The organism is Burkholderia stabilis (genome assembly GCF_001742165.1).
Lineage (GTDB): Bacteria > Pseudomonadota > Gammaproteobacteria > Burkholderiales > Burkholderiaceae > Burkholderia > Burkholderia stabilis.
On the sequence record NZ_CP016442.1, the window covers coordinates 1469772 to 1496734 of the forward strand.

At 64.9% G+C, this 26963-nt stretch carries 24 protein-coding genes and 1 pseudogene; 3 read left to right on the forward strand and 22 right to left on the reverse strand.

Annotation, left to right across the window (positions count from 1 at the left end; genetic code table 11):
* Positions 1-6: 6 nt before the first annotated feature.
* The 5 genes from BBJ41_RS06840 to BBJ41_RS06860 all read right to left on the reverse strand — a co-directional run bounded on the left by BBJ41_RS06840 (position 7) and on the right by BBJ41_RS06860 (position 4438).
* Positions 7-942 carry an electron transfer flavoprotein subunit alpha/FixB family protein gene (locus BBJ41_RS06840; protein ID WP_069745875.1) on the reverse strand — a complete coding sequence of 312 codons (936 nt, stop codon included), beginning with the start codon at positions 940-942 and terminating at the stop codon, positions 7-9.
* Between the two features lie 16 nt (positions 943-958).
* Positions 959-1708, reverse strand: a complete 750-nt coding sequence (locus tag BBJ41_RS06845) for an electron transfer flavoprotein subunit beta/FixA family protein (protein ID WP_069745876.1) — start codon at positions 1706-1708, stop codon at positions 959-961.
* Between the two features lie 228 nt (positions 1709-1936).
* Positions 1937-2731, reverse strand: coding sequence for a MetQ/NlpA family ABC transporter substrate-binding protein (locus tag BBJ41_RS06850; RefSeq protein WP_069745877.1), 795 nt, complete (start codon positions 2729-2731; stop codon positions 1937-1939).
* Positions 2732-2760: 29 nt separating this feature from the next.
* The gene (locus BBJ41_RS06855) at positions 2761-3414 is read right to left on the reverse strand and encodes a methionine ABC transporter permease (RefSeq protein ID WP_059235465.1); all 654 of its coding nucleotides are present in this window, start codon (positions 3412-3414) and stop codon (positions 2761-2763) included.
* Entirely contained in the window at positions 3404-4438 is a 1035-nt protein-coding gene (locus tag BBJ41_RS06860) for a methionine ABC transporter ATP-binding protein (protein ID WP_069745878.1), read from the reverse strand. The genes BBJ41_RS06855 and BBJ41_RS06860 overlap by 11 nt, the downstream gene beginning before the upstream one ends.
* 216 nt (positions 4439-4654) lie before the next feature.
* Here BBJ41_RS06860 and BBJ41_RS06865 point away from each other — a divergent pair, with 216 nt between their 5' ends.
* Entirely contained in the window at positions 4655-5575 is a 921-nt protein-coding gene (locus tag BBJ41_RS06865; protein WP_069745879.1) for an alpha/beta hydrolase, read from the forward strand.
* 19 nt (positions 5576-5594) lie between these two features.
* On the opposite strand, the gene BBJ41_RS06870 is transcribed toward BBJ41_RS06865, so the two are convergent.
* Positions 5595-6518, reverse strand: coding sequence for a histone deacetylase family protein (locus BBJ41_RS06870; RefSeq protein WP_006486840.1), 924 nt, complete (start codon positions 6516-6518; stop codon positions 5595-5597).
* A gap of 169 nt (positions 6519-6687) precedes the next feature.
* On the opposite strand from BBJ41_RS06870, the gene mltB reads away from it, so the two are divergent.
* Positions 6688-7905 carry a lytic murein transglycosylase B gene (mltB, locus tag BBJ41_RS06875; RefSeq protein ID WP_069745880.1) on the forward strand — a complete coding sequence of 406 codons (1218 nt, stop codon included), beginning with the start codon at positions 6688-6690 and terminating at the stop codon, positions 7903-7905.
* 67 nt (positions 7906-7972) lie between these two features.
* Here mltB and cysM read toward each other — a convergent pair whose 3' ends face one another.
* The 16 genes and pseudogenes from cysM to gyrA all read right to left on the reverse strand — a co-directional run bounded on the left by cysM (position 7973) and on the right by gyrA (position 25747).
* A complete protein-coding gene (gene cysM / locus BBJ41_RS06880; RefSeq protein WP_069745881.1) occupies positions 7973-8875 on the reverse strand; it encodes a cysteine synthase CysM in 903 nt (300 codons plus the stop codon).
* Positions 8876-9086: 211 nt separating this feature from the next.
* Positions 9087-9446: a ComEA family DNA-binding protein gene (locus BBJ41_RS06885; RefSeq protein WP_069745882.1), complete on the reverse strand. Its 360-nt coding sequence runs from the start codon at positions 9444-9446 to the stop codon at positions 9087-9089.
* 74 nt (positions 9447-9520) lie between these two features.
* Positions 9521-10513 carry an ADP-glyceromanno-heptose 6-epimerase gene (rfaD, locus tag BBJ41_RS06890; protein ID WP_069745883.1) on the reverse strand — a complete coding sequence of 331 codons (993 nt, stop codon included), beginning with the start codon at positions 10511-10513 and terminating at the stop codon, positions 9521-9523.
* Positions 10514-10576: 63 nt separating this feature from the next.
* Positions 10577-11527, reverse strand: coding sequence for a D-glycero-beta-D-manno-heptose-7-phosphate kinase (rfaE1, locus tag BBJ41_RS06895; protein ID WP_069745884.1), 951 nt, complete (start codon positions 11525-11527; stop codon positions 10577-10579).
* 7 nt (positions 11528-11534) lie between these two features.
* The gene (locus BBJ41_RS06900; protein ID WP_069745885.1) at positions 11535-12935 is read right to left on the reverse strand and encodes a UDP-glucose dehydrogenase family protein; all 1401 of its coding nucleotides are present in this window, start codon (positions 12933-12935) and stop codon (positions 11535-11537) included.
* A 90-nt stretch (positions 12936-13025) separates the two neighbouring features.
* On the reverse strand, positions 13026-14198 hold the full coding sequence (lapB, locus tag BBJ41_RS06905; protein WP_069745886.1) for a lipopolysaccharide assembly protein LapB: 1173 nt from the start codon (positions 14196-14198) through the stop codon (positions 13026-13028).
* A 53-nt stretch (positions 14199-14251) separates the two neighbouring features.
* Positions 14252-14545 carry a lipopolysaccharide assembly protein LapA domain-containing protein gene (locus tag BBJ41_RS06910; RefSeq protein ID WP_069745887.1) on the reverse strand — a complete coding sequence of 98 codons (294 nt, stop codon included), beginning with the start codon at positions 14543-14545 and terminating at the stop codon, positions 14252-14254.
* Positions 14546-14755: 210 nt separating this feature from the next.
* Positions 14756-15079, reverse strand: coding sequence for an integration host factor subunit beta (locus BBJ41_RS06915; RefSeq protein ID WP_006486894.1), 324 nt, complete (start codon positions 15077-15079; stop codon positions 14756-14758).
* A gap of 22 nt (positions 15080-15101) precedes the next feature.
* Positions 15102-16814, reverse strand: coding sequence for a 30S ribosomal protein S1 (gene rpsA / locus BBJ41_RS06920; protein WP_059236854.1), 1713 nt, complete (start codon positions 16812-16814; stop codon positions 15102-15104).
* Between the two features lie 142 nt (positions 16815-16956).
* Complete coding sequence (cmk, locus tag BBJ41_RS06925; protein WP_069745888.1) at positions 16957-17643, reverse strand: (d)CMP kinase; 687 nt, start codon at positions 17641-17643, stop codon at positions 16957-16959.
* Positions 17644-17656: 13 nt separating this feature from the next.
* The gene (aroA, locus tag BBJ41_RS06930) at positions 17657-18961 is read right to left on the reverse strand and encodes a 3-phosphoshikimate 1-carboxyvinyltransferase (RefSeq protein ID WP_069745889.1); all 1305 of its coding nucleotides are present in this window, start codon (positions 18959-18961) and stop codon (positions 17657-17659) included.
* 13 nt (positions 18962-18974) lie between these two features.
* Positions 18975-19901 carry a prephenate dehydrogenase gene (locus BBJ41_RS06935; protein ID WP_069745890.1) on the reverse strand — a complete coding sequence of 309 codons (927 nt, stop codon included), beginning with the start codon at positions 19899-19901 and terminating at the stop codon, positions 18975-18977.
* 186 nt (positions 19902-20087) lie between these two features.
* Positions 20088-21170 (reverse strand): annotated as a pseudogene (gene pheA / locus BBJ41_RS06940) (prephenate dehydratase).
* A 34-nt stretch (positions 21171-21204) separates the two neighbouring features.
* Complete coding sequence (gene serC / locus BBJ41_RS06945; RefSeq protein WP_059836784.1) at positions 21205-22287, reverse strand: 3-phosphoserine/phosphohydroxythreonine transaminase; 1083 nt, start codon at positions 22285-22287, stop codon at positions 21205-21207.
* Between the two features lie 173 nt (positions 22288-22460).
* Positions 22461-23060 (reverse strand): DUF2059 domain-containing protein, encoded by a 600-nt coding sequence (locus tag BBJ41_RS06950; protein ID WP_021157463.1) that lies wholly within the window; start codon positions 23058-23060, stop codon positions 22461-22463.
* A gap of 83 nt (positions 23061-23143) precedes the next feature.
* The gene (gene gyrA / locus BBJ41_RS06955; protein ID WP_069745891.1) at positions 23144-25747 is read right to left on the reverse strand and encodes a DNA gyrase subunit A; all 2604 of its coding nucleotides are present in this window, start codon (positions 25745-25747) and stop codon (positions 23144-23146) included.
* 534 nt (positions 25748-26281) lie between these two features.
* Here gyrA and ompA point away from each other — a divergent pair.
* Entirely contained in the window at positions 26282-26950 is a 669-nt protein-coding gene (gene ompA, locus BBJ41_RS06960) for an outer membrane protein OmpA (protein WP_011351327.1), read from the forward strand.
* The last annotated feature ends 13 nt before the right edge of the window (positions 26951-26963 follow it).

A 26963-nucleotide genomic window follows, 5' to 3' on the forward strand; every position in this document is an offset into this window, starting at 1 on the left:
TTCGCGTCAGCCGAGCTCGGTCACGAGCTCCGGCACGAGCGCGAACAGATCGCCGACGAGGCCGTAATCGGCCACGCTGAAGATCGGTGCTTCCGGATCCTTGTTGATCGCGACGATCACCTTCGAATCCTTCATGCCGGCCAAGTGCTGGATCGCACCCGAGATACCGACCGCGATGTACAGCTGCGGTGCGACGATCTTGCCGGTCTGGCCGACCTGGTAGTCGTTCGGCACGTAGCCTGCGTCCACTGCCGCGCGCGATGCGCCGAGTGCAGCCGACAGCTTGTCCGCCAGCGGCTCCAGCACCTTCGTGTAGTTCTCGCCGCTGCCCAGACCGCGGCCGCCCGACACGATGATCTTCGCGCTCGTGAGTTCCGGACGGTCCAGCTTCGTCACTTCACGGCTCACGAACTGCGACTTGCCTGCGTCGGCTGCCGCTTCGATCTTCTCGACCGCTGCGCTGCCGCCTTCGGCCGCCACCGGATCGAAGCCCGTCGCGCGCACCGTGATGACCTTGATCGGGTCGCTCGACTGCACCGTCGCGATCGCGTTGCCCGCGTAGATCGGGCGCTCGAACGTGTCAGCCGAATCGACCGCCGTGATGTCCGAGATCTGCGCGACGTCCAGCTTCGCGGCGATGCGCGGCGCGATGTTCTTGCCGTAGGCCGTCGCCGGCGCGAGGATGTGCGAGTAGTCCTTCGCGATGTTCAGCGCGGTCGCTTCGACGTTTTCCGCGAGGCCCGCTTCGAGCTGCGGCGCATCGGCCAGCAGCACCTTCGACACACCCGCGATTTTCGCCGCTGCATCCGCAGCCGCTTGCGCGTTGTGGCCCGCGATCAACACGTGGATATCGCCGCCGATCTTCGCTGCCGCCGCCACCGTGTTCAACGTCGCGGCCTTGACCGACGCGTTGTCGTGTTCTGCAATCACCAGAATCGTCATTTCTTTGCGCTCCCTCTTACAGCACCTTGGCTTCGGTCTTCAGCTTCTCGACCAGCGTCTTCACGTCCGGCACCTTCACGCCGGCTGCGCGCTTCGGCGGCTCGACCACCTTCAGCGTCTTCAGACGCGGCGCGACGTCCACGCCCAGGTCTTCCGGCTTCACGGTTTCCAGCGGCTTCTTCTTCGCCTTCATGATGTTCGGCAGCGTCACGTAGCGCGGCTCGTTCAGGCGCAGGTCGGTCGTGATCACCGCCGGCAGCGTCAGCGACAGCGTTTCCGCGCCGCCGTCGACTTCGCGTGCAACCGTAGCCTTGCCGTCGGCGACCGTCACCTTCGATGCAAACGTCGCTTGCGGCAGGCCTGCCAGCGCAGCCAGCATCTGGCCCGTCTGGTTCGAATCGTCGTCGATCGCCTGCTTGCCGAGGATCACCAGTTGCGGCTGTTCCTTGTCGACCAGCGCCTTCAGGATCTTCGCGACGGCCAGCGGCTCGACGCCGTCGGTCGACTCGACGAGGATCGCGCGGTCCGCGCCGATCGCCAGCGCCGTGCGCAGCGTTTCCTGCGCTTGCGTGACGCCCACCGACACGGCGATCACTTCGGTCGCCACGCCCGCTTCCTTCAGGCGCACGGCTTCTTCAACGGCGATTTCGTCGAACGGGTTCATCGACATCTTCACGTTCGCGATGTCGACACCCGTGTTGTCCGACTTCACGCGGACCTTCACGTTGTAATCGACCACTCTTTTCACTGGCACCAGGATTTTCATGCACACGCTCCAAAGTTACGAATACGACCAGAGGCCATTTTATAGCGAGGCCTCATGACTGCGCGGCCAAGCGGACCCATCCATCGTGGCTGTCGAGGATACCGCTTCTTGGCGACGCGCCAATGATAGCGAACGATCGTTCTATTTTAAAAGAGAAAAAACCCGGACGCAAAGCCCGGGTTTTCGATCACCAACTCTAATCTCGCCGGGCGCCCCGTGCTCCGCCCGTTACCAGGCGGCAATAACCGCGCCGCCGAACTTGCCTTCGATGAACTGCTTCACGTCGGCTGAATGATAGGCCGCGATCAGTTTCGCGACCCACGGTTTGTTCCGGTCCGCCTCGCGAATTGCGAGGATGTTCGCGTACGGGCCGTTCGGGCCCTCGATCGCGATCGCGTCCTGTTTCGGTTTCAACCCCGCTTCCATCGCGTAGTTGGTATTGATCGCGGCCGCATCGACGTCGCCGAGCGAACGCGGAATCTGCGCCGCATCGAGCTCGACGATCTTCAGCTTGCGCGGATTGTCGACGATATCGAGCGGCGTCGCCTTCAGCCCGGCGTCCGCGCGCAGCTTCAACAGGCCCTGCTTTTGCAGCAACAGCAGCGCACGGCCGCCGTTGGTCGGGTCGTTCGGGACCGCGATGCGCGCGCCCGGCTTCAATTCCGCCAGCGACTTCACGCGCTTCGAATAGATGCCCATCGGAAACGTCACGGTATCCGCGACCTTGATCAGCTTGTAGCCGCGATCCTTCACCTGCGCCTGCAGATACGGATCGTGCTGGTAGCTGTTCGCGTCGAGGTCGCCCGATGCGAGCGCGGCGTTCGGTTGCACGTAGTCGGAGAATTCGACGATGCGGATCTCGAGGCCGCTCTTCGCCGCGACCTTCTTCACCGCTTCCATGATCTGCGCGTGCGGCCCGCCCGTTACGCCCACCTTGATGGTTTCGGCCTGCGCGTGCGCACCCGCGAACAACGCGGCCGCACCGAGCGCCGCCACGAACTTCAGCATGAAACGTCGTTGCATCGTGTCTCCCCTAACGGATCAGTTTCGTTTTATTTGTGGCTCAGCCGGCGCACGAGCCAGTCGCCGAACGACTGCACGATCTGAACGAACACGATCAGGATCGCGACGACCGTCCACATCACTTCCGGCAGATAGCGCTGGTAGCCGTAGCGAATCCCGAGATCGCCCAGGCCGCCGCCGCCGATCGCGCCCGCCATCGCCGAATAACCGACCAGCGACACGAACGTGATCGTCAGGCCCGCCACGACACCCGGCAGCGATTCGGGCAGCAGCACCTTGAATACGATCTGCGACGTGGTCGCGCCCATCGATTGCGCGGCCTCGATCAACCCGCGGTCGACTTCGCGCAGCGCCGTTTCGACGAGACGCGCAACGAACGGCGCGGCTGCGAGCGTCAACGGCACGACCGCCGCTGCCGTACCGATCGACGAACCCGTGACGAGCCGTGTAAACGGAATCACCGCGACCAGCAGGATGATGAACGGTGTCGAGCGGACGGCGTTCACGATGCCGCCGAGCACGCGATTCACCGCGAGATTCTGCAGTACGCCCTGACGGTCGGTCAGGTAGAGCAATACGCCGAGCGGCAGCCCGACGAGCGCGCCGACCACCCCGGAGATGCCGACCATGATCAGCGTCTCCCAGAACGACTGCACGAACATATCGAACATCTCACTCAACATACGAAAGCTCCTCTACCACCACACCTTGCTCGCGCAGGAACGCGAGCGCCTGCCCGACCTTGCCCGGCTCGCCGCCCGCGAGCACCGCGAGCGAACCGAATGCCTGCCCCTGGATCTCGTCGATCTGGCCGTGCAGGATGTTGAAATCGAGTTCGTACCGACGGATCGTTTCCGACAGGATCGGCTGGTCGACACCCGAACCCGTGAACGCGAGCCGCAGCAGATGCCCGCTGCCCGTCTTCAGCCGCTCGGCCACGCGCGCCTTCAGCGCGGGCGGCAGTTCCTGTGCGATCACGTCGCCGATCAGCGCGCGCGTCACTTCGTGATGCGGCTGCAGGAACACGTCGATCACGCGACCTTCCTCGACCACACGCCCCGCATCGAGCACCGCGACGCGATCGCACACCTGCTTGATCACTTCCATCTGGTGCGTGATCAGCACGATCGTCAGGCCAAGCTCGCGATTGATGCGCTTCAGCAGGTCGAGGATCGAACGCGTGGTTTCGGGATCGAGCGCGGACGTCGCTTCGTCCGACAGCAGCACTTTCGGCTTGCTCGCGAGCGCGCGGGCGATGCCGACGCGCTGCTTTTGCCCGCCGCTGATCTGCGCCGGGTAGCGATCCTTCTGCGCGGACAGCCCGACGAGGTCGAGCAGCGGCAGCACGGCGGCCTCAATCTCGGCACGGCTTGCGCCGGCCAGTTCGAGCGGCAACGCGACGTTGTCGAACACCGTGCGCGACGACAGCAGGTTGAAGTGCTGGAAGATCATGCCGATCTCGCGGCGAGCCTCGCGCAGCGCGCTTGCCGGCAGCAGCGTGAGATCGCGCCCGCCGACGACGACGTTGCCTTCGGTCGGCCGCGTCAGCAGGTTGATGGTGCGCACGAGCGTGCTCTTGCCGGCGCCGCTTCGGCCGATGATGCCGAACACCTCGCCCTGCGGAATCGTCAGGTTGACGTTGTGCAATGCCTCGACCCAGCCGGTCGGGCCAGGGAAACGCTGCGAAAGATTGCGTAATTCGATCATGTAAACAAAACGGCGGCCGGCTGGCGAGCAGGCCCGCCAATCGGCCGCCGATGCATCTGGAATAGCCGGCGATTTTACCGCAAACCCCTCATTCCACTTAATAATCGATTTCGATCTTTTCATAACTACACGAAATTAGAGGGGCGCCGCTGGCCCGCCGTGCAGATGCCGCGACTATGATCCGGAACACCGACCAACGAACAGGGGACACGCCAGATGACCGCCACCACTACGCCGGCCGCCGCACCTGCCATCGCCGGATCGGCGCCTTCGTCGTCGCCCGCACCGAAAATGGGCCGGCTGCGTACCGCGGACGGGCTCGAACTGGCGTCGTACCGTTGGCCGGCCAGCGACGGCACGACGCCGCCGCGCGCGACGATCGCGCTCGTGCACGGCCTCGCCGAACACGCGGGCCGTTATGCGACGCTCGCCGGCCGGCTGAACGCGGCCGGCATCGACGTGCTTGCGATCGATCTGCGCGGGCACGGCCAGTCGCCCGGCAAACGCGCGTGGGTCGAGCGCTTCGACGGCTACCTGAACGATGCGGATGCGCTGGTCGCCGAAGCAGCGCGCGGCAATGCGCCGCTGTTCCTGATGGGACACAGCATGGGCGGCGCCGTCGCCGCGCTGTACGCGATCGAACGCGCGCCGGCCCGCGGCCACGCGCTGACGGGCCTCGTCCTGTCGAGCCCGGCGCTCGCGCCGGGCCGCGACGTGCCGCGCTGGATGCTCTCGGTAAGCCGCATCATCAGCCGCGCATGGCCGACCTTCCCCGCGATCAGGATCGATGCGGCGCTGCTGTCGCGCGACCCGGCCATCGTCGCGGCCAATCGCGCCGATCCGCTCGTGCATCACGGCGCGGTTCCCGCCCGCACCGGCGCGGAGATACTCGATGCGATGGCCCGCATCGAAAGCGGCCGCGGCGCGCTGCGCGTACCGGTGCTCGTCTATCACGGCACCGAGGACAAGCTGACCGAACCCGACGGCAGCCGCGCGTTCGGCGCGCGCGTCGGTTCGCCCGATCGCACGCTGACGCTATACGAAGGCGGCTTTCACGAAACGATGAACGATCTCGAACGCGATCGCGTGATCGACGCGCTGATCGCGTGGATTCACGCACGCGTGCCGGCGCGCTGAGCGCGCACGGCACGGCCGGTCAGATACCGGCCAGCACGCGCAGGTGCGCGACGACGCTGCGCCCGAGCGCGGACAGGTTGTAGCCGCCTTCGAGGCAACTCACGATGCGGCCTTGCGCATGACGACGCGCAACGTCGACGATCTGCGCGGTCAGCCATTCGAAGTCGGCCTCGACGAGGCCGAGGTTGCCGATATCGTCCTCGCGATGCGCATCGAAGCCGGCGGACACGAACAGCATCTGCGGCTTGAATGCGTCGAGGCGCGGCAACCAGAACATGTCGACGGCTTCGCGGATCGCCATCCCGTTGCTGCGCGCGGGCATCGGCAGGTTGACCATGTTCGGCGCCTGGTGATCGACGCCCGAGAACGGGTACAGCGGATGCTGGAAGAAGCTGCACATCAGCACGCGTTCGTCGTTCGCGAACGCAGCCTCGGTGCCGTTGCCGTGGTGCACGTCGAAATCGATGATCGCGACACGCTCGATACCGTGCACGTCGAGCGCATGCCGCGCAGCGATCGCAACGTTGTTGAAGAAACAGAAACCCATCGCGCGTGCAGGCTCCGCATGATGGCCGGGCGGGCGGACGCCGCAGAACGCATTCGCGTAACGGCCTTCGATCACCGCGTCGGTCGCCGCGATCGCGGCACCGGCCGCGCGCAGCGCCGCGCGCCACGTATCGCGGTTCATCAGCGTATCGGGATCGATCTCGACGTAGCCGTCGACCGGCGTCATGCTCCGGATGTAGTCGATGTGCGCCTGCGTATGCACCCGGCCCAGCGCCACCTCGCTCGCAAATGGCGCGGTTTCGTGGACGATCAGGTCGTCGATGCGGCTCGCGATCAGTTGATCCTGGATCGCCGACAATCGGGCCGGGCATTCCGGATGCCATTCCCCCATCTCGTGCAGCATGCAGTCGGGGTGCGTATAGAAAGCGGTTGCCATAAGCTGTCATCCGCAGCGCGCGGTGCGCCGCAGGTCTCCATCAATGATGTCCATCGTCTGCCGCGAATTCGCCGCTAACTTACCACAACGGGGGCCCGTTTCGCCCCGGCGCGCCGGATGCGTCGGGTATACTGCGCCGAACACAATCGCCCTTCCCGCCCGCTTCGACATGAATTCCAGCAAGCCTGCCGCCCTTCTCTCCGCGCTGTTCCGCGCTCGCGCTCCGCTCGTCGTCGTCGCCGTTGCCGCCGCCCTCGGCGCCGCGCCCGCCGGTGCGCAGACGCAGCCCGCGAAGCCCGCCGGCACGCTCGTCGCGCAGGGCCAGCCTCAGCAGCCGTCGCCGCCGGGCCAGACCTTCGAAGAGGAAATCGTTCCGCAGCGTTACGCGAACAACGCGAAGGTCGACGCGTTCATCGACGAGATGGTCAACCGCAACGGCTTCGACTCCACGAGCCTGCATGCGCTGTTCTCGCGCATCAGTTATTCGGCAACGGCCGTCAAGCTCGTGAAGCCGGCTGCGTCGCCGACGGTCAAGAACTGGCGCGTCTATCGCTCGCGCTTCATCGAGCCGATCCGCATCAACGCGGGCGTGAAGTTCTGGAAGGCGAACCAGGCAACGCTGCAGCGCGCATCCGCCGAATTCGGCGTGCCGCCCGAAGTGATCGTCGGCATCATCGGCGTCGAGACGATCTATGGCCGCTACATGGGCAATTTCCGCGTGCTCGATGCGCTGACCACGCTCACGTTCGACTATCCGGACACGCCGAATCGCGACAGTCGCCAGGCAACGTTCCGCAAGAATCTCGAAGATTTCCTCGTCTGGACCCGCGACAATCAGCTCGACCCGACCACCGTGCTCGGCTCGTACACCGGCGCGATCGGGATTCCGCAGTTCCTGCCGAGCAGCATCCGCGAATATGCGGTCGACTTCGACGGTACGGGTCACGTCGATCTGCGCAGCAGCCCGGTCGACGCGATCGGCAGCGTCGCGAACTACCTGAAGCAGCACGGCTGGGAAACCGATCGCCCGGTGGTGTGGCAGATCACGCCCGACACCGGCAGCCTGGGCATCGCGCAAGCTGCTGCCGACGGCAAGCCCGAACCGCACTGGGCGCTGTCGCAACTGATGCGCGCCGGCATGACGCTGAACGAACCGGCGGTCAACATCACCACCGAAGCCGGCACGCCGGTGACCGTGGTCGACCTGCCGTCGCCGGGGCGCGCAACCGAATACATGCTCGGGCTCAAGAATTTCTACGTGCTGACGCGCTACAACCGCAGCTTCTTCTATGCACTCACCGTGTACCAGCTCGGCGAGGCCGTGAAGGCGCAGATGGAAGCGAGCGGCGCGCTGCGGCCGGCCAACATGGACGAGCAGGCGCAATAAGCAAACGCCCCGCCCAAACAAAAAACGCCGCAACTGCGGCGTTTTTTTTATCGCGTGATGGCCAGGCTCAGGCCGGGAACACGCCCGTGGACAGGTAGCGGTCGCCGCGATCGCAGACGATGAACACGATCGTCGCGTTCTCGACCTGACGCGCGATGCGCATCGCGACTTCGCACGCGCCGCCCGATGAAATGCCCGCGAAGATGCCTTCGACCGCCGCCATCCGGCGCGCCATCGCTTCCGACGCCGCCTGGCTCACGCTCTCGACACGGTCGACGCGGCTGCGATCGAAGATCGTCGGCATGTACGCTTCCGGCCACTTGCGGATGCCCGGAATGCGCGAACCTTCTTCCGGCTGCGCACCGACGATCTCGATCGCCGGATTCTGTTCCTTCAGGTAACGCGACGTGCCCATGATCGTGCCCGTCGTGCCCATCGCCGACACGAAGTGCGTGATGCGCCCTTCGGTATCGCGCCAGATTTCCGGGCCCGTCCCTTCGTAGTGCGCAATCGGGTTGTCGGGATTCGCGAACTGATCGAGGATCACGCCCTTACCCTCGCGCTGCATCTGGTCGGCGAGATCGCGCGCCAGTTCCATCCCGCCCTTCACCGGCGTGAGGATGATCTCCGCGCCATAGGCCGCCATGCTCTGGCGGCGCTCGACCGACAGATCCTCCGGCATGATCAGCACCATCTTGTAGCCGCGGATCGCCGCTGCCATTGCGAGTGCGATGCCCGTATTGCCGCTCGTCGCCTCGATCAGCGTATCGCCCGGCTTGATGCGCCCGCGCGCCTCGGCCTTGCTGATCATCGACAGCGCCGGGCGATCCTTCACCGAACCGGCCGGATTGTTGCCTTCGAGCTTCGCGAGCACCACGTTGTTGCGCGCGCGAATCTCGTCGTCCGGCAAGCGGACCAGTTGCACGAGCGGCGTATTGCCAATCGTGTCTTCGATAGTTTTGTAAGCCATGGAGATACCGTGAGTGCGAGGCCGATCAATCGATCGATTGTAAACCAGCACTGCCGCTCGCGCCGGCAACCCCATTACGACGATGGAATACGACGCGGCGACTCGTGATCGCCCCGCACGGGATGCACACGCAAAAAACCCGCGGCATGCCGCGGGAAGCCGTCGTCATGACGGCGGCTGAAGGAGCTCTTTGGCTGCTGCGCGCGATGCGTTACTTCTGTGCGGTGCGGGCAGGCGCGGCGGCCGGCTTTGCCGCCGCCGGTCTGGCCGCGGCTTGCTGGGTTGCGCCAGAACCGGCCGCACCCGAGCCGGCCGCGCCTACCGTCAGCCCTTCCTGCTGAAGTCGCTCGACGGTATGGCCGCCCATGCCTTTCACGCGTGACGCGAGATCGTCCGCATTCCTGAACGGACCGCGTGCGCCGCGCTCGTCGAGAATCGCTTTCGCCCGCGCCGGGCCGATGCCCTTGATGCCGATGAGTGCATCCTCGTTCGCGGTGTTGACGTCGACGGCCGCCCAGGCCGACGCGACTGCGCCGAGCATGACCGCTGCGGCAAACCATTTCCTGATCATGTGCTGGATCTCCGATGAAAAACGGCCGGCGGCTGCCGACCGTGAGACCCAGTCTATCGATGCAACGCTTCCGTTTAAACCTGGCCGGATAGCCAACGAACGTAGCGGTCGACACCTTCCTGCACCGTCAGGAACGGTGCGTCGTAGCCTGCCGCGCGCAGCTTCGTCTGATCGGCCTGCGTGAAGCACTGGTACTTGCCGCGCAGCGCATCGGGGAACGGCACGTACTCGATCAGCCCCTGCTCGACCTGCTGCGCGAGCGTCAGCGGCGGCAGGTTGTCGAGCACGCGCAACGTGTTCACGACCGTCGACGCGATATCGTTGAACGGCTGCGCGCGGCCCGTGCCGAGATTGAAGATGCCCGACTTCTCCGGATGATCGAAGAAGTACAGGTTCACCTTCGCGACGTCCTCGACCGACACGAAATCGCGCGTCTGCTCGCCCGGCGCATAACCGTTGTACTCGCCGAACAGCTTCACCTTGCCTTCCGCGCGGAACTGGTTGAAGTTGTGGAACGCGACCGACGCCATGCGCCCCTTGTGCGTCTCGCGCGGGCCGTACACGTTGAAGTAGCGGAAACCGGCGATCTGGCTCTTCGCGCTCGGCAGCACGCGGCGGATCACCTGGTCGAACAGGAACTTCGAATAACCGTAGACGTTCAGCGGCGCCTCGACCTCGCGCTCCTCGACGAACCGCGTCGAGCCGCCGTAGGTCGCGGCCGACGACGCGTACAGGAACTGCACGCCCTGCTCGAGGCAGGTGTCGAGCACCGCACGGCTGTAGCGGAAGTTGTTGTCCATCATGTAGCGGCCGTCGGTTTCCATCGTGTCCGAACAGGCGCCTTCGTGGAACACCGCGCGTACCTTGCCGAAATCGCCGCGCGCGAAGCGTTCGACGAATTCGGTCTTGTCGAGATAGTCGTCGATCTCGCAATCGACGAGATTCCGGAACTTGTCCGCGCGCGTCAGGTTGTCGACCGCGATGATGCGCGTCTCGCCGCGCTCGTTGAGCGCCTTGACGAGGTTCGCGCCGATAAAACCGGCTGCGCCGGTGACGATGAGGGTCATGATCGTCCTGCCTGAAAAATGGGAGCCATGCGTGCGGCGCGCGGGTCGCGCCACCGAATGCGCTCAGTGAAACAGTTCGTCGTAATCGACCGTGGCCGTGCCGAGCTTGCCGACCACGATGCCGGCCGCGCGATTCGCGAGCACGACCGCGTCGACGAGCGGCACACCCGCGCCGAGCATCGTCGCGACCGTCGCGATCACGGTATCGCCCGCGCCCGACACGTCGAACACCTCGCGCGCGAGCGCCGGCGCATGCAGTTCGCCTTCGGCGGAAAAAAGCGTCATGCCCTCTTCCGAACGCGTGAGCAGCAGCGCGTCGATATTGAGTTCCGCGCGCAGATTCGCGACGCGCGCGCGTAAGTCGTCTTCCGATTTCCACTGACCGACCACTTCGCGCAGTTCCGCGCGGTTCGGCGTGATCAGCGATGCGCCGCGATAGCGCGCCCAGTCGTCGCCCTTCGGGTCGACGAGGACGGCCTTGCCGGCCGCACGCGCCTTCTCGATCATCGTCGTGACGTGCGTCAGGCCGCCTTTCGCGTAATCCGACATCAGCACGACGTCGTGCTGCGGCAGCAGCGCGTCGAAGCGTGCGAGCCCCGCGAGCAGCACCTCGTGCGTTGGCATCGCCTCGAAGTCGACGCGCAACAGTTGCTGCTGGCGCGCGAGCACGCGCAGCTTGATCGTGGTCGGCAGCGCCGGGTCGCGTTCGAGATGGGGCGTCACGCCGCTGCTGCCGAGCAGTTCGACGATCCGCTCACCGGGTTCGTCGCACCCGACGACGCACAGCAACCCGGCCTGCCCGCCGAGCGTCACGGCATTGCGCGCGACGTTGGCTGCGCCGCCGAGCCGCTCCTCCTGACGCTGCACGTGCACGACCGGCACGGGCGCTTCCGGTGAAATGCGATCGACGTTACCGAACCAGTACCGGTCGAGCATCACGTCGCCGACGACGAGCACGCGCGCGCGCGCGATTTGCGCGCGCGGCACCGGAACGACTTCGCGAAGAGTATTCATCGTGTGGTCAGCCACGGGAGGACGACTGGGGATCGACATACGGCCGGCCGATCGCGTAGTAGTCGATGCCCAGTTCGGCCATCGCGTCCGGCTCGTACAGGTTGCGCCCATCGAAGATCACCGGCGCCTTCAGTTCGGCCTTCAGGCGCGTGAATTCGGGGCTCCGGAATTCCTTCCATTCGGTCACGATCACGAGCGCGTCCGCGCCCGTCACGGCGACGTCCTGCGTATCGACGAGATGCAGGCGCGCGAGCGCCGCCGCATCGTCGCCGAAATCCAGCGCGAACACGCGCCGCGCCTCGTCGACCGCCACCGGATCGTACGCGCGCACGGTCGCGCCGCGTTCGAGCAGCGCGGCGATCAGGCGCCGGCTCGGCGCCTCGCGCATGTCGTCGGTGTTCGGCTTGAACGCCAGCCCCCAGACCGCGAACTCGCGGCCGGTCAGGTCGGCGCCGAAGCGCTGCTCGATCTTGCCGATCAGCACGTCCTTCTGCGCGTGGTTGGCGGCCTCGACGGCTTCCAGGATGCGCAGCGGCTGGCCGTTCTCGCCGGCGGTGCGAATCAGCGCCTGGACGTCCTTCGGGAAGCACGAGCCGCCGTAGCCGACGCCCGCGTACAGGAAGTGATAGCCAATGCGCGGGTCGGAGCCGATCCCGCGGCGCACGGCCTCGATGTCGGCGCCGACCTTGTCCGCGAGATTCGACATCTCGTTCATGAACGAGATGCGCGTCGCGAGCATCGCATTCGCCGCATATTTCGCGAATTCTGCCGAGCGCACGTCCATGTAGATCGTCCGCTCGTGGTTGCGGTTGAACGGCGCGTAAAGCTTCTTCATCTTCTCGCGCGCGATCGTGCCGGTCTCGTCGCCGTCGACGCCGATGATGATCCGGTCCGGACGCATGAAGTCCTCGACCGCGGCGCCTTCCTTCAGGAATTCCGGGTTCGACACGACCGAGAAGCGGTGCGCGACGCTGCCCGCGAGCCCGCGTGCGGCCAGTGCCTCGTCGACCACGCCGCGCACGCGCTGCGCGGTGCCGACCGGCACCGTCGACTTGTCGACGATCACCTTGAAGTTCGTCATGTGGCGGCCGATGTTGCGGGCGGCCTCGAGCACGTATTGCAGGTCGGCCGAGCCGTCCTCGTCGGGCGGCGTACCGACCGCGATGAACTGGATCTCGCCGTGCGCGACGCTCGCCTCGATGTCGGTCGAGAAGCGCAGGCGCCCTGCCGCGCGGTTGCGCGCGATGATGTCCAGCAGCCCCGGTTCATGAATCGGCATGCCGCCGTTGTTCAGGATGTCGATCTTGCGCTGATCGACGTCGAGACAGAAGACGTCGTGACCGATCTCCGCGAGGCATGCGCCCGTGACGAGGCCGACATAGCCGGTGCCGATGATGGTGATTTTCATAGATGTTCCGGTACTTCCCGGTAATAGACTAACTTGGCCGCCGGGACGAGCCCGGCGGCAACCGCAGCGCGTTGGCTCCGCGTGCCGGGATCAGCCCGGCATCGCAGGTTCGACGCGGCGCGGCGCATAGGTTTCCCAGCCGCTGCATCCGGGGCACTGCCAGTAGAAATTGCGCGCCCGGAAGCCGCAATTCTGGCACGTATACCGTGGCAGATTCTTGGTGCGCTGCTTGATCAGCGCACGCATCATTTCAAGTTCCTTACGGCGAGGTTCGTCGGCCGCCGCGATCTGCGCATCGAGCAGGTGCAGCATCCCCGACAGGTTCGGCGACTTCTCCATCTGCGCGCGCGCGAGCGTGTGCGCCGCGTCCTGGCCGCGCAACCCCGCAATGTGCTGATATGCGATGTCGAGCAGGTCGTTCGACGGATAACGATCGACATAGCCCATCAGCAGTTCGGCGCCTTCGACATTCTTGCCGAGCGCGACATAAGCCTTCATCAGCTTGTCGGCGACGAGCGGCAGATACGCCGGGTTCTGCGCTTCGACGCGCTTCCAGTGCTCGATCGCCGCCGCGTGATTGCCCTCTGCCGCCGCCGCGTCCCCGGACAGGATCGTCGCACGCACGTTCTGCGGGTTCACGACCAGCGCGAGCCTCAACTGTTCGGCCGCCGCGGCCGCGTTCTTGCGCTGCAGCGCGTCCTGTGCGAGTTCGCAGTGAAACTGCGCGATTTCGGTGTCGAGCGGCTTGTCGCTCATCGACTCGATGCGCTTCGCAGTATCGATCGACTTGTTCCAGTCCTTCTCGATCTCGTAGATCGTCAGCAGCGCCCGCTGCGCGCCGAGTGCGTAGTCGCCGTCGGCAAGCTTGTGGAACGCGTCTTCGGCGCGATCGAGCAGGCCGGCTTTCAGGAAATCCTGGCCGAGCTCGTACAGCGCGTGGTCGCGCTCGTTGACCGGCAGGTCCGTGCGGCTCAGCAGGTTCTGATGCACGCGGATCGCACGATCGGTTTCGCCGCGACGGCGAAACAGGTTGCCGAGCGCGAAGTGCAGTTCGACCGTCTCGGGATCGAGCTTGGCAACCTCGATGAACGCGTCGATCGCCTTGTCGGGTTGTTCGTTCAGCAGAAAATTGAGGCCGCGAAAATACGATCGCGGCAGGTTGGCGCTCTCCGACAGGAGATTCTTCAGGTCATAGCGTGACGCCGCCCAACCGAGCGCGAACGCGACCGGAATCGCGAGCAACCACCAGAAATCCAGATCCATGCGAAATATCGAAGCAGAGACGAAAACCGCGCGATTATCGCGCGGCGTCCGTGTTAAATGACGGGCGGCATCGGCGGCTGGTCGACGACGGCCGGCGTTTCGCGCGCCGCACGCAGATCGCGCTTCAGGCGCCCGTTCTCGAGGCGCAACCGGAAGATCGAAGGCAGCGCGGACAGCAGGCCGGCCAGCAGCCCCACGGCGAAGAAGGCCAGACCGATCAGGATCAGCGGCGCTTGCCATGTGTAGCCGGCAACAAAATTCAGCGTCGCGGTTTGCGTATTGGCCAGCGCAAGCACCAGCAGCAGTACGAACACCAATACCCGGATCAGCCAGACGATAAACTTCATGAAGCCCTCTCTTTGTTGAGGTTTGCCGCGGCGCGCGACTCCCCTTCGTCGCACCGAATCGACCCGTATTGTAAAGGAAGCGTTTCGGCGGCTGCGCAGATCCTGCGCGCACTCGCTGCGCTGCAGACGCCGGAAATAAAAAAAGCGCCCGCAAGGGGCGCTTTTCTCTTCAGCCTTCGCCGGACAGGTTCCGGGCAAACCGAACGACGCTCAACGCTCGTCGTCCGGATCGTCAGCCTTCAGCGGCTCACCGGCACGGCCGTCGACGCGTTCACGCAATTCCTTGCCAGGCTTGAAGTGCGGCACGAACTTCTCGGGCACCTGCACTTTCTCCCCCGACTTCGGGTTGCGTCCGACGCGCGCCGGGCGACGGTTGAGGCCGAAGCTGCCGAAACCCCGAATTTCAATGCGGTGCCCTTTCGCCAGAGCGTCGGACATCGCATCGAGCATCGTTTTCACCGCGAAATCCGCATCCTTGAGGACAAGTTGCGGAAATCGCGATGCCAGCTGCGCGACCAACTCGGATTTGGTCATACTTCAGCAGACCTCGTGAGGCTTACTGGTTCTGGCCGTCGAGCTTCGCCTTCAGCAGCGCGCCGAGGTTGGTCGTACCGGTCGCAGCAGCGCTGGAGTCCGATTGCAGGCCGCGGATCGCTTCCTGTTGTTCGGCCGAATCCTTCGCCTTGATCGACAGGTTGATGCCGCGCGACTTGCGATCGATGTTGATCACCATCGCGTTGACCTTGTCGCCTTCCTTCAGCACGTTGCGAGCGTCTTCGACGCGATCCTGCGAGATTTCCGACGCACGCAGGTAGCCTTCGACGTCGCCCGTCAGCGTGACGACCGCACCCTTCGCATCGACCGTCTTCACGACGCCGTCGACGATCGAGCCCTTGTCGTTCATTGCAACGTAGTTGCTGAACGGGTCGCCTTCGAGCTGCTTGATGCCGAGCGAAATACGCTCCTTCTCGACGTCGATACCGAGCACGATTGCTTCGACTTCGTCGCCCTTCTTGTACTTGCGAACGGCTTCTTCGCCGGTTTCGCTCCACGACAGGTCCGACAGGTGGACCAGGCCGTCGATGCCGCCCGGCAGACCGATGAACACGCCGAAGTCGGTGATCGACTTGATTGCGCCCGTGATCTTGTCGCCCTTCTTGAAGTTGCGGCTGAAGTCATCCCACGGATTCGGCTTGCACTGCTTCATGCCGAGGCTGATACGACGACGGTCTTCGTCGATCTCGAGGACCATGACTTCGACTTCGTCGCCCAGCTGGACAACCTTCGACGGCGCAACGTTCTTGTTGGTCCAGTCCATTTCCGACACGTGGACAAGGCCTTCGATGCCCGATTCCACTTCGACGAATGCGCCGTAGTCGGTGATGTTCGTGACCTTGCCGAACAGGCGCGTGCCCGACGGGTAACGACGCGAGATGCCTTCCCACGGATCGTCGCCCAGTTGCTTGATGCCCAGCGAGACGCGGTTCTTCTCTTGGTCGAACTTGAGGATCTTCGCGGTGACTTCCTGGCCAACCGACAGGACTTCGCTCGGGTGACGCACACGACGCCATGCGATGTCGGTGATGTGCAGCAGGCCGTCGATGCCGCCGAGGTCGACGAACGCGCCGTAGTCGGTGATGTTCTTGACCACGCCGTTGACGATCGCGCCTTCCTTCAGCGTTTCGAGCAGCTTCGCGCGCTCTTCGCCTTGGGTCGCTTCGATCACTGCACGACGCGACAGCACGACGTTGTTACGCTTGCGATCGAGCTTGATCACGCGGAACTCGAGCGTCTTGCCTTCGTACGGGGTCGTGTCCTTGACCGGACGCGTATCGACCAGCGAACCCGGCAGGAACGCGCGGATGCCGTTGACCATCACGGTCATGCCGCCCTTCACCTTGCCGGTGATCGTGCCGGTGACGAGTTCGTTGTTGTCGAGGGCCTTTTCCAGCGACAGCCACGATGCAAGGCGCTTCGCCTTGTCGCGCGACAGGATCGTGTCGCCGTAGCCGTTTTCGAGTGCGTCGATCGCGACGGACACGAAATCGCCCGACTGCACCTCAACCTCGCCCTGATCGTTCAGGAATTCCTCGATCGGAATGTAAGCCTCGGACTTCAGGCCTGCATTGACGACCACGAAGTTGTGGTCGACGCGCACGACTTCGGCGGAAATCACTTCGCCGGCGCGCATGTCTTGGCGGGTCAGCGACTCTTCGAACAGAGCCGCAAAGGATTCGGTATTCGGGGTGGAGGTTTGCAGGTCGGACATAAAAATCTGATTGTGCATGGATCGCTGTGCCACGCCGGCCGGAATGGCAGGCTGAAAGGGCCAGATCGGGTTCCACACGGGGTTAAGGGTTCGAAACACGCTCCGCGCTTGCGGCACGGAGCACCTACTGCTGCCCGCCTTCTCAGGCGGGCTGGCCCAGCGCCCGGTACCACTGCAGCACCTGGTCGACGGCTTCATCGACCGACAATGCCGACGTATCGAGCAACTCGGCGTCTGCCGCGGGCTTCAGCGGCGCGGCCGCGCGATTGCTGTCGCGCGCGTCACGTTCACGAAGATCCCGGAGCAAGTCATCTATATTAGCAGAAAAACCTTTTTGCATCAATTGCTTATGCCGTCTGGCCGCGCGTGCCTCGGCGCTGGCCGTCAGGAACACCTTCAGCACCGCGTCCGGGAAGATCACCGTACCCATGTCGCGCCCGTCGGCAACGAGGCCCGGCGTCTTGCGGAACGCGCGCTGGCGCGCGACGAGCGCGGTACGCACGGGCCCGTGCACGGCAATCGCCGATGCGCGGTTGCCGACTGCTTCGGCGCGGATATCGTTCGACACATCGACGCCGTCGAGCTGCGCGCAGCCTTCGCGGAACGTGATGTGGAGATCGTCGATCAGCTTCACGAGCGCGTCGATGTCCTCCGCCGCTATGCCGTAGCGCACGCTCGCGAGCGCCGCGAGACGGTACAGCGCACCGCTGTCGAGCAGGTGAAAACCAAGGTGGGCGGCGACGAGCGCCGCGACGGTGCCCTTGCCGGAAGCAGTGGGGCCGTCGATGGTGATGACGGGAGTCGGGTGAAAGGGTCGGGTCGATTTCATCGGAACAGTCGGGTCAGGCTTTTGCGAGTGCGGCGAAGCGGTCGAAATAGTCGGGGAACGTCTTGCCGACGCACTTCGGATCGTTGATCCGCACGGGCACGCCGCCCAGGCTGACGAGCGAGAAGCACATCGCCATCCGGTGATCGTCGTACGTGTCGATCGCCGCATTCGGCGTGAGCTTTTCCGGCGGCGTGACGACGAGATAGTCGGGCCCCTCCTCGATGGTCGCGCCGACCTTGCGCAACTCGGTCGCCATCGCGGCGATGCGGTCGGTCTCCTTCACGCGCCAGCTCGCGATGTTGCGCAGCGTGCTCGTGCCGCTCGCGAACAGCGCCGCGACGGCGATGGTCATCGCCGCATCGGGAATCAGGTTGAAGTCCATGTCGATCGGCTCGAGCTTGCCGTGGTCGTGGCCGATGCCGCGCACCTCGATCCAGTCGTCGCCCATCGTCACGTTCGCGCCCATCTGCATCAGCGCGTTCGCGAAACCGACGTCGCCCTGGATGCTCGCGCGCCCCACGCCCTCGACGCGCAGCGGGCCGCCACCAAGCGCACCGGCCGCGAGGAAATACGATGCGGACGATGCGTCGCCCTCCACCATGATTCGCCCCGGGGAGCGATAGCGGACGCCGGCCGGCACGACGAAGCGTTCCCAGCCGTCGCGCTCGACGATCACGCCGAAGCGCTCCATCAGCCGGATCGTGATGTCGATGTACGGCTTCGAGATCAGCTCGCCGTCAATCTCGACGACGGTCTTGCCGTCCGTCGCCTTCACGAGCGGCAGCGTCATCAGCAGCGCCGTGAGGAACTGGCTCGACACGTCGCCGCGCACGCGGATCGGCGCGTCGACCGAAATCGTCGCGGGCTTGATCCGCAGCGGCGGATAACCCTCGTTCAGCTCGTAGTCGATCTGCGCGCCGATCTGCCGCAGGCCGTCGACGAGATCGCCGATCGGCCGCTCGTGCATACGCGGCACGCCGTGCACGCGATAGTCGCCGCCGTTCACCGCGAGCGCGGCGGTCAGCGGCCGCACGGCCGTGCCCGCGTTGCCGAGGAACAGGTCGGCCGTCTTCGCGGTGAACGCGCCGCGCGTGCCCGTGACGACGCAGGTGTCGCCGTCGCGCGCGAGCTTCACGCCGAGTTTGCCGAGTGCATCGAGCATCACGCGCGTGTCGTCAGAGTCGAGCAGGTTGGTGATCGTCGTTTCACCTTCGGCCAGCGCCGCGAGCAGCAGCACGCGGTTCGAGATGCTCTTCGAGCCGGGCAGGCGCACGGTGCCCGATGCGCTGGAGTACGGGCCGAGATCGAGATAGTCCATGGGAATCGTCCTGTTATTTCTTGACCGGCTCGGCAGAGGGATTACCGCCCCGCTCCTGCCATGCCTTGCGTGCGGCGCGCGAGCGCGTGAACACGGCTTCGAGCGCCGCGCCGTCACCGGCGTCGATCGCCGCGCGCAGCCGCGTGAGCACGCGCGTGTAGCCGTCGAGTTCGTCGAGCAGCGCCGCACGGTTCGCGACGCACACGTCGCGCCACATTTCCGGGCTCGACGCGGCAATCCGCGTGAAATCGCGGAAACCGCCCGCCGCATACGAGAATTTCAGTTCCGCGTCGGCCTCGCCGAGGATCTGCTCGACGAGCGCAAACGACAGCACGTGCGGCAGATGGCTGATCGACGCAAACACGCGATCGTGCTGCGCAGTGCTCATCATACGAACGTCGGCGCCGGTCGCGCGCCACATCGCGTCGATCCGCGCGACCGATTCCGGCGCGTTTTCCGGCAGCGGGCACAGCACGACGTTGCGGCCGACGTACAGGTCCGGCAACGCGGCCTCGACGCCGCTCGACTCGCGCCCGGCGATCGGATGCCCCGGCACGAACTGCGCGATCCGCGCGCCGAGCGCTTCGCGTGCGGCCGCAACGACATCGGACTTGGTGCTGCCCGCATCGGTGACGATCGTTTCATCGGCGAGCCACGGTGCGATGCGTGCGAGCAGCGGGCCCGTCTGCGCGACGGGCGCGGCCAGCAACACGAGATCGGCGCCGGCAAGCGCGTCGCGCAACTGCGCGTCGTCGTCGAGCGCCGCCGCACGATCGATCACGCCCAGCGCCAGCGCACGCTCGACCGACGCGCGCGAACGGCCGACGCCGACGATCTCGCCCGCGCCGCCCGGCGCGCGCTCGCGCAGCGCGCGGGCCAGCGATCCGCCGATCAGGCCGACACCGAAAATGACCAGTTTGTTGAATGCAAAGCCTGACACGAGAAGAGCCTAGTTACGCGTGCGGAACGACGTCCCGCACACGGAATTCCAGATTCCGGGCAACGGGCCCGCACCCGGCGCAACCTGCACCGGGTGCCGCCCGAACCCGCCTTCGGCAGCGTCGACCGGCCTGCCGTGCCCACCTGGCCGCACCGCCCGCACGAGCAGGCGACTGGCCGCCGCACGTCAGCGCGCGCGCGGATACGAACCGAGTATCTTCAGGAACGCAGCCTTCTGGCCGAGCTCCGCAAGCGCGGCTGCGACCGCCGTATCGTCCCGGTGCCCTTCGATGTCGATATAGAAGTAGTACTACCACGTGCCGACGCGCGCCGGACGCGACTCGAAACGCGTCATCGACACGCCGTGCCGCGCGAGCGGCTCGAGCAGCTTGAACACGGCGCCCGGCTCGTTCTTCACCGACACGATCAGCGACGTCTGGTCGTGACCGCTTTGTCCGGCCGGTTGCTTGCCGACGATCACGAAGCGCGTGCGGTTGTGCGGATCGTCCTGGATCAGCGCGAATGCAATCTGCAACCCGTAGTGCGCGGCCGCGCGGTCGCCCGCGATCGCCGCGACGGTCGGATCGGCCGCCGCCATGCGCGCGGCTTCCGCGTTGCTCGCCACGGCCTGCCGCTCGAGCTGCGGCGCATTCGCTGCGAGCCACTGCTGGCATTGCGCGAGCGCCTGCGCATGCGCGCAGACGCGCTTCACGCCGTCGAGCGTGCCGCCCTGCGTGAGCAGGTTGTGGTGGATGGGCAGCGCGAGTTCACCGCTGATCAGCAGTTGCGTCTGCAGCAGCAGGTCGAGCGTGCGCGACACCGCGCCTTCGGTCGAATTCTCGACCGGCGCGATGCCGAACGCGGACGCGCCGGCCTCGACCGAACGGAACACCTCGTCGATCGACGGGCACGGCAGCCCTTCGATCGACTGGCCGAAATACTCGAGCATCGCCTGCTCGCTGTACGTGCCGACCGGCCCGAGGAACGCGACGTGGATCGTCTGCTCGAGCGCGCGGCTCGCGGCCATGATCTCGCGCCAGATCGCACTGATGTGCTCACTCGCGAGCGGGCCCGCGCTCATGTCCTGCAGCCGCGCGATCACCTGCAGCTCGCGCTCCGGCCGGAACACCGGCGCGTTGAAATGCTTCTTGACCTCGCCCACCTCAAGCGCCACCGCGGCGCGCTGGTTGAGAAGCGCGATCAGCTGCGCGTCGATCGCATCGATGCGATCGCGCAGCGGTTTCAGGCGGGAATTCAGTTCGTCGTCCATGCGTAGTTGCCGTGCTGTTTGAACAGCGCCGCCGTCAGGCGCCGCGCTGCTCGAAGTCCTTCATGTACTCGACGAGCGCTTTCACGCCCTCGAGCGGCACCGCGTTGTAGATCGACGCCCGCATGCCGCCGACGGACTTGTGGCCCTTCAGCTGCAGCAGCCCGCGCGCCTTTGCGCCGGCAAGGAAGTCTTCGTTGCGCGTTTCGTCGGCCAGGAAAAACGGCACGTTCATCCGCGAACGTGCTGCCGGCTCGACCTTGTTCAGATAGAAGCTGCTCGCATCGATCGTGTCGTAGAGCAGCTTCGATTTTTCGATATTGCGGGCCTCGATCGCTTCGAGGCCGCCCTGCCGCTTCAGCCACTGGAACACGAGGCCCGCGATGTAGATCGCATAGGTGGGCGGCGTGTTGTACAGCGAGTTGTTCGCGGCGATGGTCTTCCACTCGAACGCCGACGGGCAGATCGACAGCGCGCGATCGAGCAGATCCTCGCGCACGATCACGACCGTCACGCCGGCCATCCCGATGTTCTTCTGCGCGCCGCCGAACAATACGCCATATTTCGCGACGTCCATCGGACGCGACAGGATATGCGACGAGACATCGGCGACCAGCGGCACGTCGCCGAGATCGGGAATCTCGAACGTCTCGACGCCGTCGATCGTCTCGTTGGTACACAGGTGCACGTAGGCCGGATCGTCGGACAGCTGCCATTCGGCGCGCGCGGGCGCACGCGTGAAGCCGTCTTCCGTCTTGCCGGTGGCCGCAAGGTGCGGCGTGCAGAACTTCTTCGCCTCGCCGAACGACTTCTGCGACCACGAGCCCGTCACGACGAAATCGGCGGTCTTGCGCGATCCGAGCAGGTTCATCGGCACGATCGCGTTTTCCGCGATCCCGCCGCCCTGCAGGAACAGGATCCGGTGGCTTGCCGGCACGCCGAGCAGGTCGCGCAGATCGGTCAGCGCGGCCTCGTGGATCGACATGAACTCCTTGCCGCGATGGCTCATCTCCATCACGCTCATGCCGCTGCCGTGCCAGTCGAGCATTTCGTCGGCGGCCTGCCGCAGCACTTCCTCGGGCATCGCCGCAGGACCGGCGGAGAAATTAAAGACGCGCATCGTGAAAACCTCGGGAGGGACGCGACCGGCGGCTTGCCGCCGCTTGTCAGTTGCAAATGAGCCGCGCCAGAAAAGAAATGGCCGCTTGCGCTCGCGCGCAAACGGCCATTATCGCACTGTCGTCAGGCTCCCGCCAAACCCGGCCGAACGGCCGGGGGGCGTGCCCGAACGGCTTACTTGCCCGGCTTGACTGCTGCGACTTCCTTGTCAGCCTGCGTGCGCGTCGCCTGGATCGCTTGCGGCATGTACTTCTGCATCAGGCCGTTGACCACGTCGCGGCCGACTTGATCCTGAACCTGGATGAACTTGCGGCCCGTCGGGCTCTTGTAGAACGTCGTCAGATCCTTGATCTCCGACGTGCTGTAGTACTTCGCGTACGCGTCGTACTGAGCCGACATCGCGTCGTTCTGGAATTGCTGCGTGCCGAACACCTTGCCCGCGCCGTCGACCAGCTTCGGCACCGCGTTCTTCTGCAGCGTCGGAACGGCAGCTTGCTTCTGCTTGTCGTTCAGCGTCTTGTTTTCCGACAGCGCGTCCGACAGGATCGCCGGCACGAGCTGCTTGGCCTGCATTTCGGCGCTGTTGCCGATAGCCGACACGAGCTTCGGCGCGTCGATCGCGTCGAGCAGATCCTTGATCGCCGCCTTCTTGTCGGCGTCGATCGGCGCAGCTGCCGCGGCAGGCGCCGGTGCGGAATTCGACAGCGCTTGCGCCATCGCGAACGTCGGCACCAGTGCGGCCAGCAGGACCAGTTGCTTGAATTGCTTTTGCATCATCACTCCCTTTTGGAAATATGAATGGTTGCTCACCGGCCGCGGCGCTTCGCGCCCGCGGCGGCTAGAGTCTCATCCGTTCTTCAGGCTTCGCCGTCCGACGCCTCGTCGGCCTCGCCATCACCCTCTTCGGCCTCCGCGACCTGCTGCAGACCAGAGAGCTTGGTGCCCTCATCGAGACTGATGAGTGTAACACCTTGCGTGGCGCGCCCCATCTCGCGAACCTCGGATACGCGGGTGCGAATCAACACGCCGGCCGTCGTGATCAGCATGATCTGATCTTCGGCGTCGACGAGCGTCGCGGCCACGACCTTGCCGTTGCGCTCGGACGTCTGGATCGCGATCATACCCTTCGTGCCGCGGCCGTGACGCGTGTATTCGGTGATCGGCGTGCGCTTGCCGTAGCCGTTCTCGGTCGCGGTGAGCACGGTCTGCTCCTCGCTGCCGGCAACCAGCAGCGCGATGACCTGCTGCCCGTCCTCGAGCTGCATGCCGCGCACGCCGCGCGCCTCGCGACCCATCGGACGCACGTCGTTCTCGTCGAAACGCACGGCCTTGCCGGCGTCGGAGAACAGCATCACGTCGTGTGCGCCGTCGGTGATCGACGCGCCGATCAGGAAGTCGCCGTCGTCGAGGCCGACCGCGATGATGCCCTTCTTCATCGGACGGCTGAATGCTTCGAGCGGCGTCTTCTTCACGGTGCCGAGCGACGTCGCCATGAACACGAACTTGTCGGCCGAGAATTCCTTGACCGGCAGCACGACGTTGATCTTCTCGCCGTCCTGCAGCGGGAACATGTTGACAATCGGGCGGCCGCGCGAGTTGCGCGAGCCCTGCGGCACTTCATAAACCTTGACCCAGTACACGCGGCCGCGGTTCGAGAAGCACAGGATGTAGTCGTGCGTGTTCGCGATGAACAGCGTCTCGATCCAGTCGTCTTCCTTCATCTGCGTCGCCTGCTTGCCGCGCCCGCCGCGCTTCTGCGCGCGGTACTCGGACAACGGCTGCGACTTCACGTAACCCGCGTGCGACATCGTGACGACCATGTCCTGCGGCGTGATCAGGTCTTCCGTATTCAGCTCGGTCGCGTTCAGCTCGATCTTCGAACGGCGCGCATCGCCGAATTCGGCCTTCACCGAGGTCAGTTCCTCGCCGATCATCGTCGTGATCCGCTCGGGGCGCGCGAGGATGTCCAGCAGGTCGGCGATCTGCGCCATCACTTCGCGATACTCGCCGATGATCTTGTCCTGCTCGAGGCCGGTCAGGCGCTGCAGACGCATCTGCAGGATTTCCTGGGCCTGCGTGTCGGACAGACGGTAGAGCCCGTCGACCTGCATCCCGAATGCCGGGTTCAGGCCTTCCGGGCGGTACGCGGAGCGGCCGCCGGCCGCCGCGTTCTCGCTCTCGGCACGCGTGAGCATCTCGCGCACGAGCGACGAATCCCACGGCTTCGCCATCAACTCCTGCTTCGCGATCGGCGGCGTCGGCGCAGCCTTGATGATCGCGATGAACTCGTCGATGTTCGCGAGCGCGACCGCGAGACCTTCGAGCACGTGGCCGCGTTCGCGGGCCTTGCGCAGTTCGTAGATCGTGCGGCGCGTCAGCACTTCGCGTCGATGCGACAGGAAGCACTGCAGGATTTCCTTCAGGTTCAGCAGCTTCGGCTGGCCGTCGACGAGCGCGACCATGTTCATGCCGAACGTGTCCTGGAGCTGCGTCGCCTTGTACAGGTTGTTCAGCACCACTTCCGGCACTTCGCCGCGCTTGAGCTCGATCACGACGCGCATGCCGCTCTTGTCGGACTCGTCGCGGATGTCGGAGATGCCCTCGAGCTTCTTCTCGTTGACGAGCTCGGCGATCCGCTCGAGCAGCGAGCGCTTGTTCACCTGGTACGGCAGCTCGTCGACGATGATCGCCATCCGCTGGCCGCGGTCGATCTCCTCGAAGTGCGTGGCCGCACGCATGACGACGCGGCCGCGCCCGGTGCGGTAGCCGTCGCGCACGCCGGCGACGCCGTAGATGATGCCGGCCGTCGGGAAGTCCGGCGCCGGGATGATCTCGATCAGCTCGTCGATCGTCGCTTCCGGGTTGGCCAGCAGGTGCTGGCACGCGTCGACGACTTCGTTCAGGTTGTGCGGCGGGATGTTGGTCGCCATGCCGACCGCGATGCCCGACGAGCCGTTGATCAGCAGGTTCGGGATGCGCGACGGCAGGACCGACGGCTGCGTTTCGTTGCCGTCGTAGTTCGGCTCGAAATCGACCGTTTCCTTGTCGATGTCGGCGAGCAGCTCGTGACCGATCTTCGCCATGCGAATTTCGGTGTAACGCATCGCCGCGGCGTTGTCGCCGTCGATCGAGCCGAAGTTGCCCTGCCCGTCGATCAGCATGTAGCGCAGCGAGAAGTCCTGCGCCATCCGCACGATCGTGTCGTAGACCGCGATATCGCCGTGAGGGTGGTATTTACCGATCACGTCACCGACGATACGCGCCGATTTCTTGTACGCGCGGTTCCAGTCGTTGTTCAGTTCGTGCATCGCGAACAACACGCGCCGGTGCACGGGTTTCAGGCCATCGCGGACATCCGGGAGGGCACGTCCGACGATCACGCTCATCGCGTAATCGAGATACGAACGGCGCATTTCCTCCTCTAGGGAGGTGGGCAGGGTCTCTTTGGCGAATTGATCCATGTATCCGTATCGTTTCGGAGCGAAGACGGCGAACGCCTTTCGCGTGGGCGCTGCATGCGCAACGCAACGCGAGATTCTAACATGCGCCCATCAGCCGCCAATTCGCCTCCCCCTCTATATATAAATAGCGAAAATCGCGACGGCGGCGAATCACCCCGAATTACCCCCACCCCGACGTCACGGACGATTACGCCATGTCCGTTTCACGCGCACGAGTAAACAGTTGTATTCATCCGCGCAATTCCATCGACACACTCTTGACAATCTCTAAAAGTTGCGGCAGGTCGGTGTTGCGCATGCACCACAATCGTTGAGGCGATCTTAGGGTGGGGAGGATTTTTTTTCGTAGGAAGGGAACGATATGGCAAAATGCCAACGCACTGAAGGTTAGACGCTGCTCGAAGTCTAAAGTCTACACAGAGCGGTGCCGCATTTTTGTGCCGCACCAATGTTATACTTCGAGCAATGTATGACTTGTCACCGTCAACAGGCTCGCAGTAAACCTGCGGTAATCTCAATTTCGAGAGGAGAAATATGAATAAACTTTCAAAGCTCGCGTTCATTGCAGCTACCGCAGTTATGGCTGCATCCGCTTCGGCACAGTCGGTGCCGGCGTCGCGTCAAGCCGTCAATGACAACTGGGTGAACGGCACGGGCGAATGGGTGTGGATGAACGGCACGAACGAGCTCTGCTGGCGCGATGCGTTCTGGACGCCGGCCACCGCCAACGCGAAGTGCGATGGCGCACTGGTCGCCCAGGCACCGCAGCCGCCGGTCGCTCCGGTCGCTCCGGCCATCACGAGCCAGAAGATCACGTATCAAGCTGACGCACTGTTCGACTTCGACAAGGCAACGCTCAAGCCGCTGGGCAAGCAAAAGCTGGACGAACTGGCTTCGAAGATCGAAGGCATGAACACGGAAGTGGTCGTCGCAACGGGCTACACGGACCGTATCGGTTCGGACAAGTACAACGACCGTCTGTCGCTGCGCCGTGCGCAAGCCGTGAAGTCGTACCTGGTCAGCAAGGGTGTGCCGGCCAACAAGATCTACACGGAAGGCAAGGGCAAGCGCAACCCGGTCACGACGGGCTGCAACCAGAAGAACCGCAAGCAACTCATCGCTTGCCTCGCACCGGACCGCCGCGTGGAAGTCGAAGTGGTCGGTACGCAAGAAGTCCAGAAGACGACCGTTCCGGCAAACTAAGCCGCGGTTTTCG

Excerpts from the sequence above, each read along its gene's own strand:
- BBJ41_RS06840 (WP_069745875.1), bottom strand. The coding sequence starts at position 942 with ATGACGATTCTGGTGATTGCAGAACACGACAACGCGTCGGTCAAGGCC.
- BBJ41_RS06845 (WP_069745876.1), bottom strand. The coding sequence starts at position 1,708 with ATGAAAATCCTGGTGCCAGTGAAAAGAGTGGTCGATTACAACGTGAAG.
- BBJ41_RS06850 (WP_069745877.1), bottom strand. The coding sequence starts at position 2,731 with ATGCAACGACGTTTCATGCTGAAGTTCGTGGCGGCGCTCGGTGCGGCC.
- BBJ41_RS06855 (WP_059235465.1), bottom strand. The coding sequence starts at position 3,414 with ATGTTGAGTGAGATGTTCGATATGTTCGTGCAGTCGTTCTGGGAGACG.
- BBJ41_RS06860 (WP_069745878.1), bottom strand. The coding sequence starts at position 4,438 with ATGATCGAATTACGCAATCTTTCGCAGCGTTTCCCTGGCCCGACCGGC.
- BBJ41_RS06865 (WP_069745879.1), top strand. The coding sequence starts at position 4,655 with ATGACCGCCACCACTACGCCGGCCGCCGCACCTGCCATCGCCGGATCG.
- BBJ41_RS06870 (WP_006486840.1), bottom strand. The coding sequence starts at position 6,518 with ATGGCAACCGCTTTCTATACGCACCCCGACTGCATGCTGCACGAGATG.
- mltB (WP_069745880.1), top strand. The coding sequence starts at position 6,688 with ATGAATTCCAGCAAGCCTGCCGCCCTTCTCTCCGCGCTGTTCCGCGCT.
- cysM (WP_069745881.1), bottom strand. The coding sequence starts at position 8,875 with ATGGCTTACAAAACTATCGAAGACACGATTGGCAATACGCCGCTCGTG.
- BBJ41_RS06885 (WP_069745882.1), bottom strand. The coding sequence starts at position 9,446 with ATGATCAGGAAATGGTTTGCCGCAGCGGTCATGCTCGGCGCAGTCGCG.
- rfaD (WP_069745883.1), bottom strand. The coding sequence starts at position 10,513 with ATGACCCTCATCGTCACCGGCGCAGCCGGTTTTATCGGCGCGAACCTC.
- rfaE1 (WP_069745884.1), bottom strand. The coding sequence starts at position 11,527 with ATGAATACTCTTCGCGAAGTCGTTCCGGTGCCGCGCGCGCAAATCGCG.
- BBJ41_RS06900 (WP_069745885.1), bottom strand. The coding sequence starts at position 12,935 with ATGAAAATCACCATCATCGGCACCGGCTATGTCGGCCTCGTCACGGGC.
- lapB (WP_069745886.1), bottom strand. The coding sequence starts at position 14,198 with ATGGATCTGGATTTCTGGTGGTTGCTCGCGATTCCGGTCGCGTTCGCG.
- BBJ41_RS06910 (WP_069745887.1), bottom strand. The coding sequence starts at position 14,545 with ATGAAGTTTATCGTCTGGCTGATCCGGGTATTGGTGTTCGTACTGCTG.
- BBJ41_RS06915 (WP_006486894.1), bottom strand. The coding sequence starts at position 15,079 with ATGACCAAATCCGAGTTGGTCGCGCAGCTGGCATCGCGATTTCCGCAA.
- rpsA (WP_059236854.1), bottom strand. The coding sequence starts at position 16,814 with ATGTCCGACCTGCAAACCTCCACCCCGAATACCGAATCCTTTGCGGCT.
- cmk (WP_069745888.1), bottom strand. The coding sequence starts at position 17,643 with ATGAAATCGACCCGACCCTTTCACCCGACTCCCGTCATCACCATCGAC.
- aroA (WP_069745889.1), bottom strand. The coding sequence starts at position 18,961 with ATGGACTATCTCGATCTCGGCCCGTACTCCAGCGCATCGGGCACCGTG.
- serC (WP_059836784.1), bottom strand. The coding sequence starts at position 22,287 with ATGCGCGTCTTTAATTTCTCCGCCGGTCCTGCGGCGATGCCCGAGGAA.
- BBJ41_RS06950 (WP_021157463.1), bottom strand. The coding sequence starts at position 23,060 with ATGCAAAAGCAATTCAAGCAACTGGTCCTGCTGGCCGCACTGGTGCCG.
- gyrA (WP_069745891.1), bottom strand. The coding sequence starts at position 25,747 with ATGGATCAATTCGCCAAAGAGACCCTGCCCACCTCCCTAGAGGAGGAA.
- ompA (WP_011351327.1), top strand. The coding sequence starts at position 26,282 with ATGAATAAACTTTCAAAGCTCGCGTTCATTGCAGCTACCGCAGTTATG.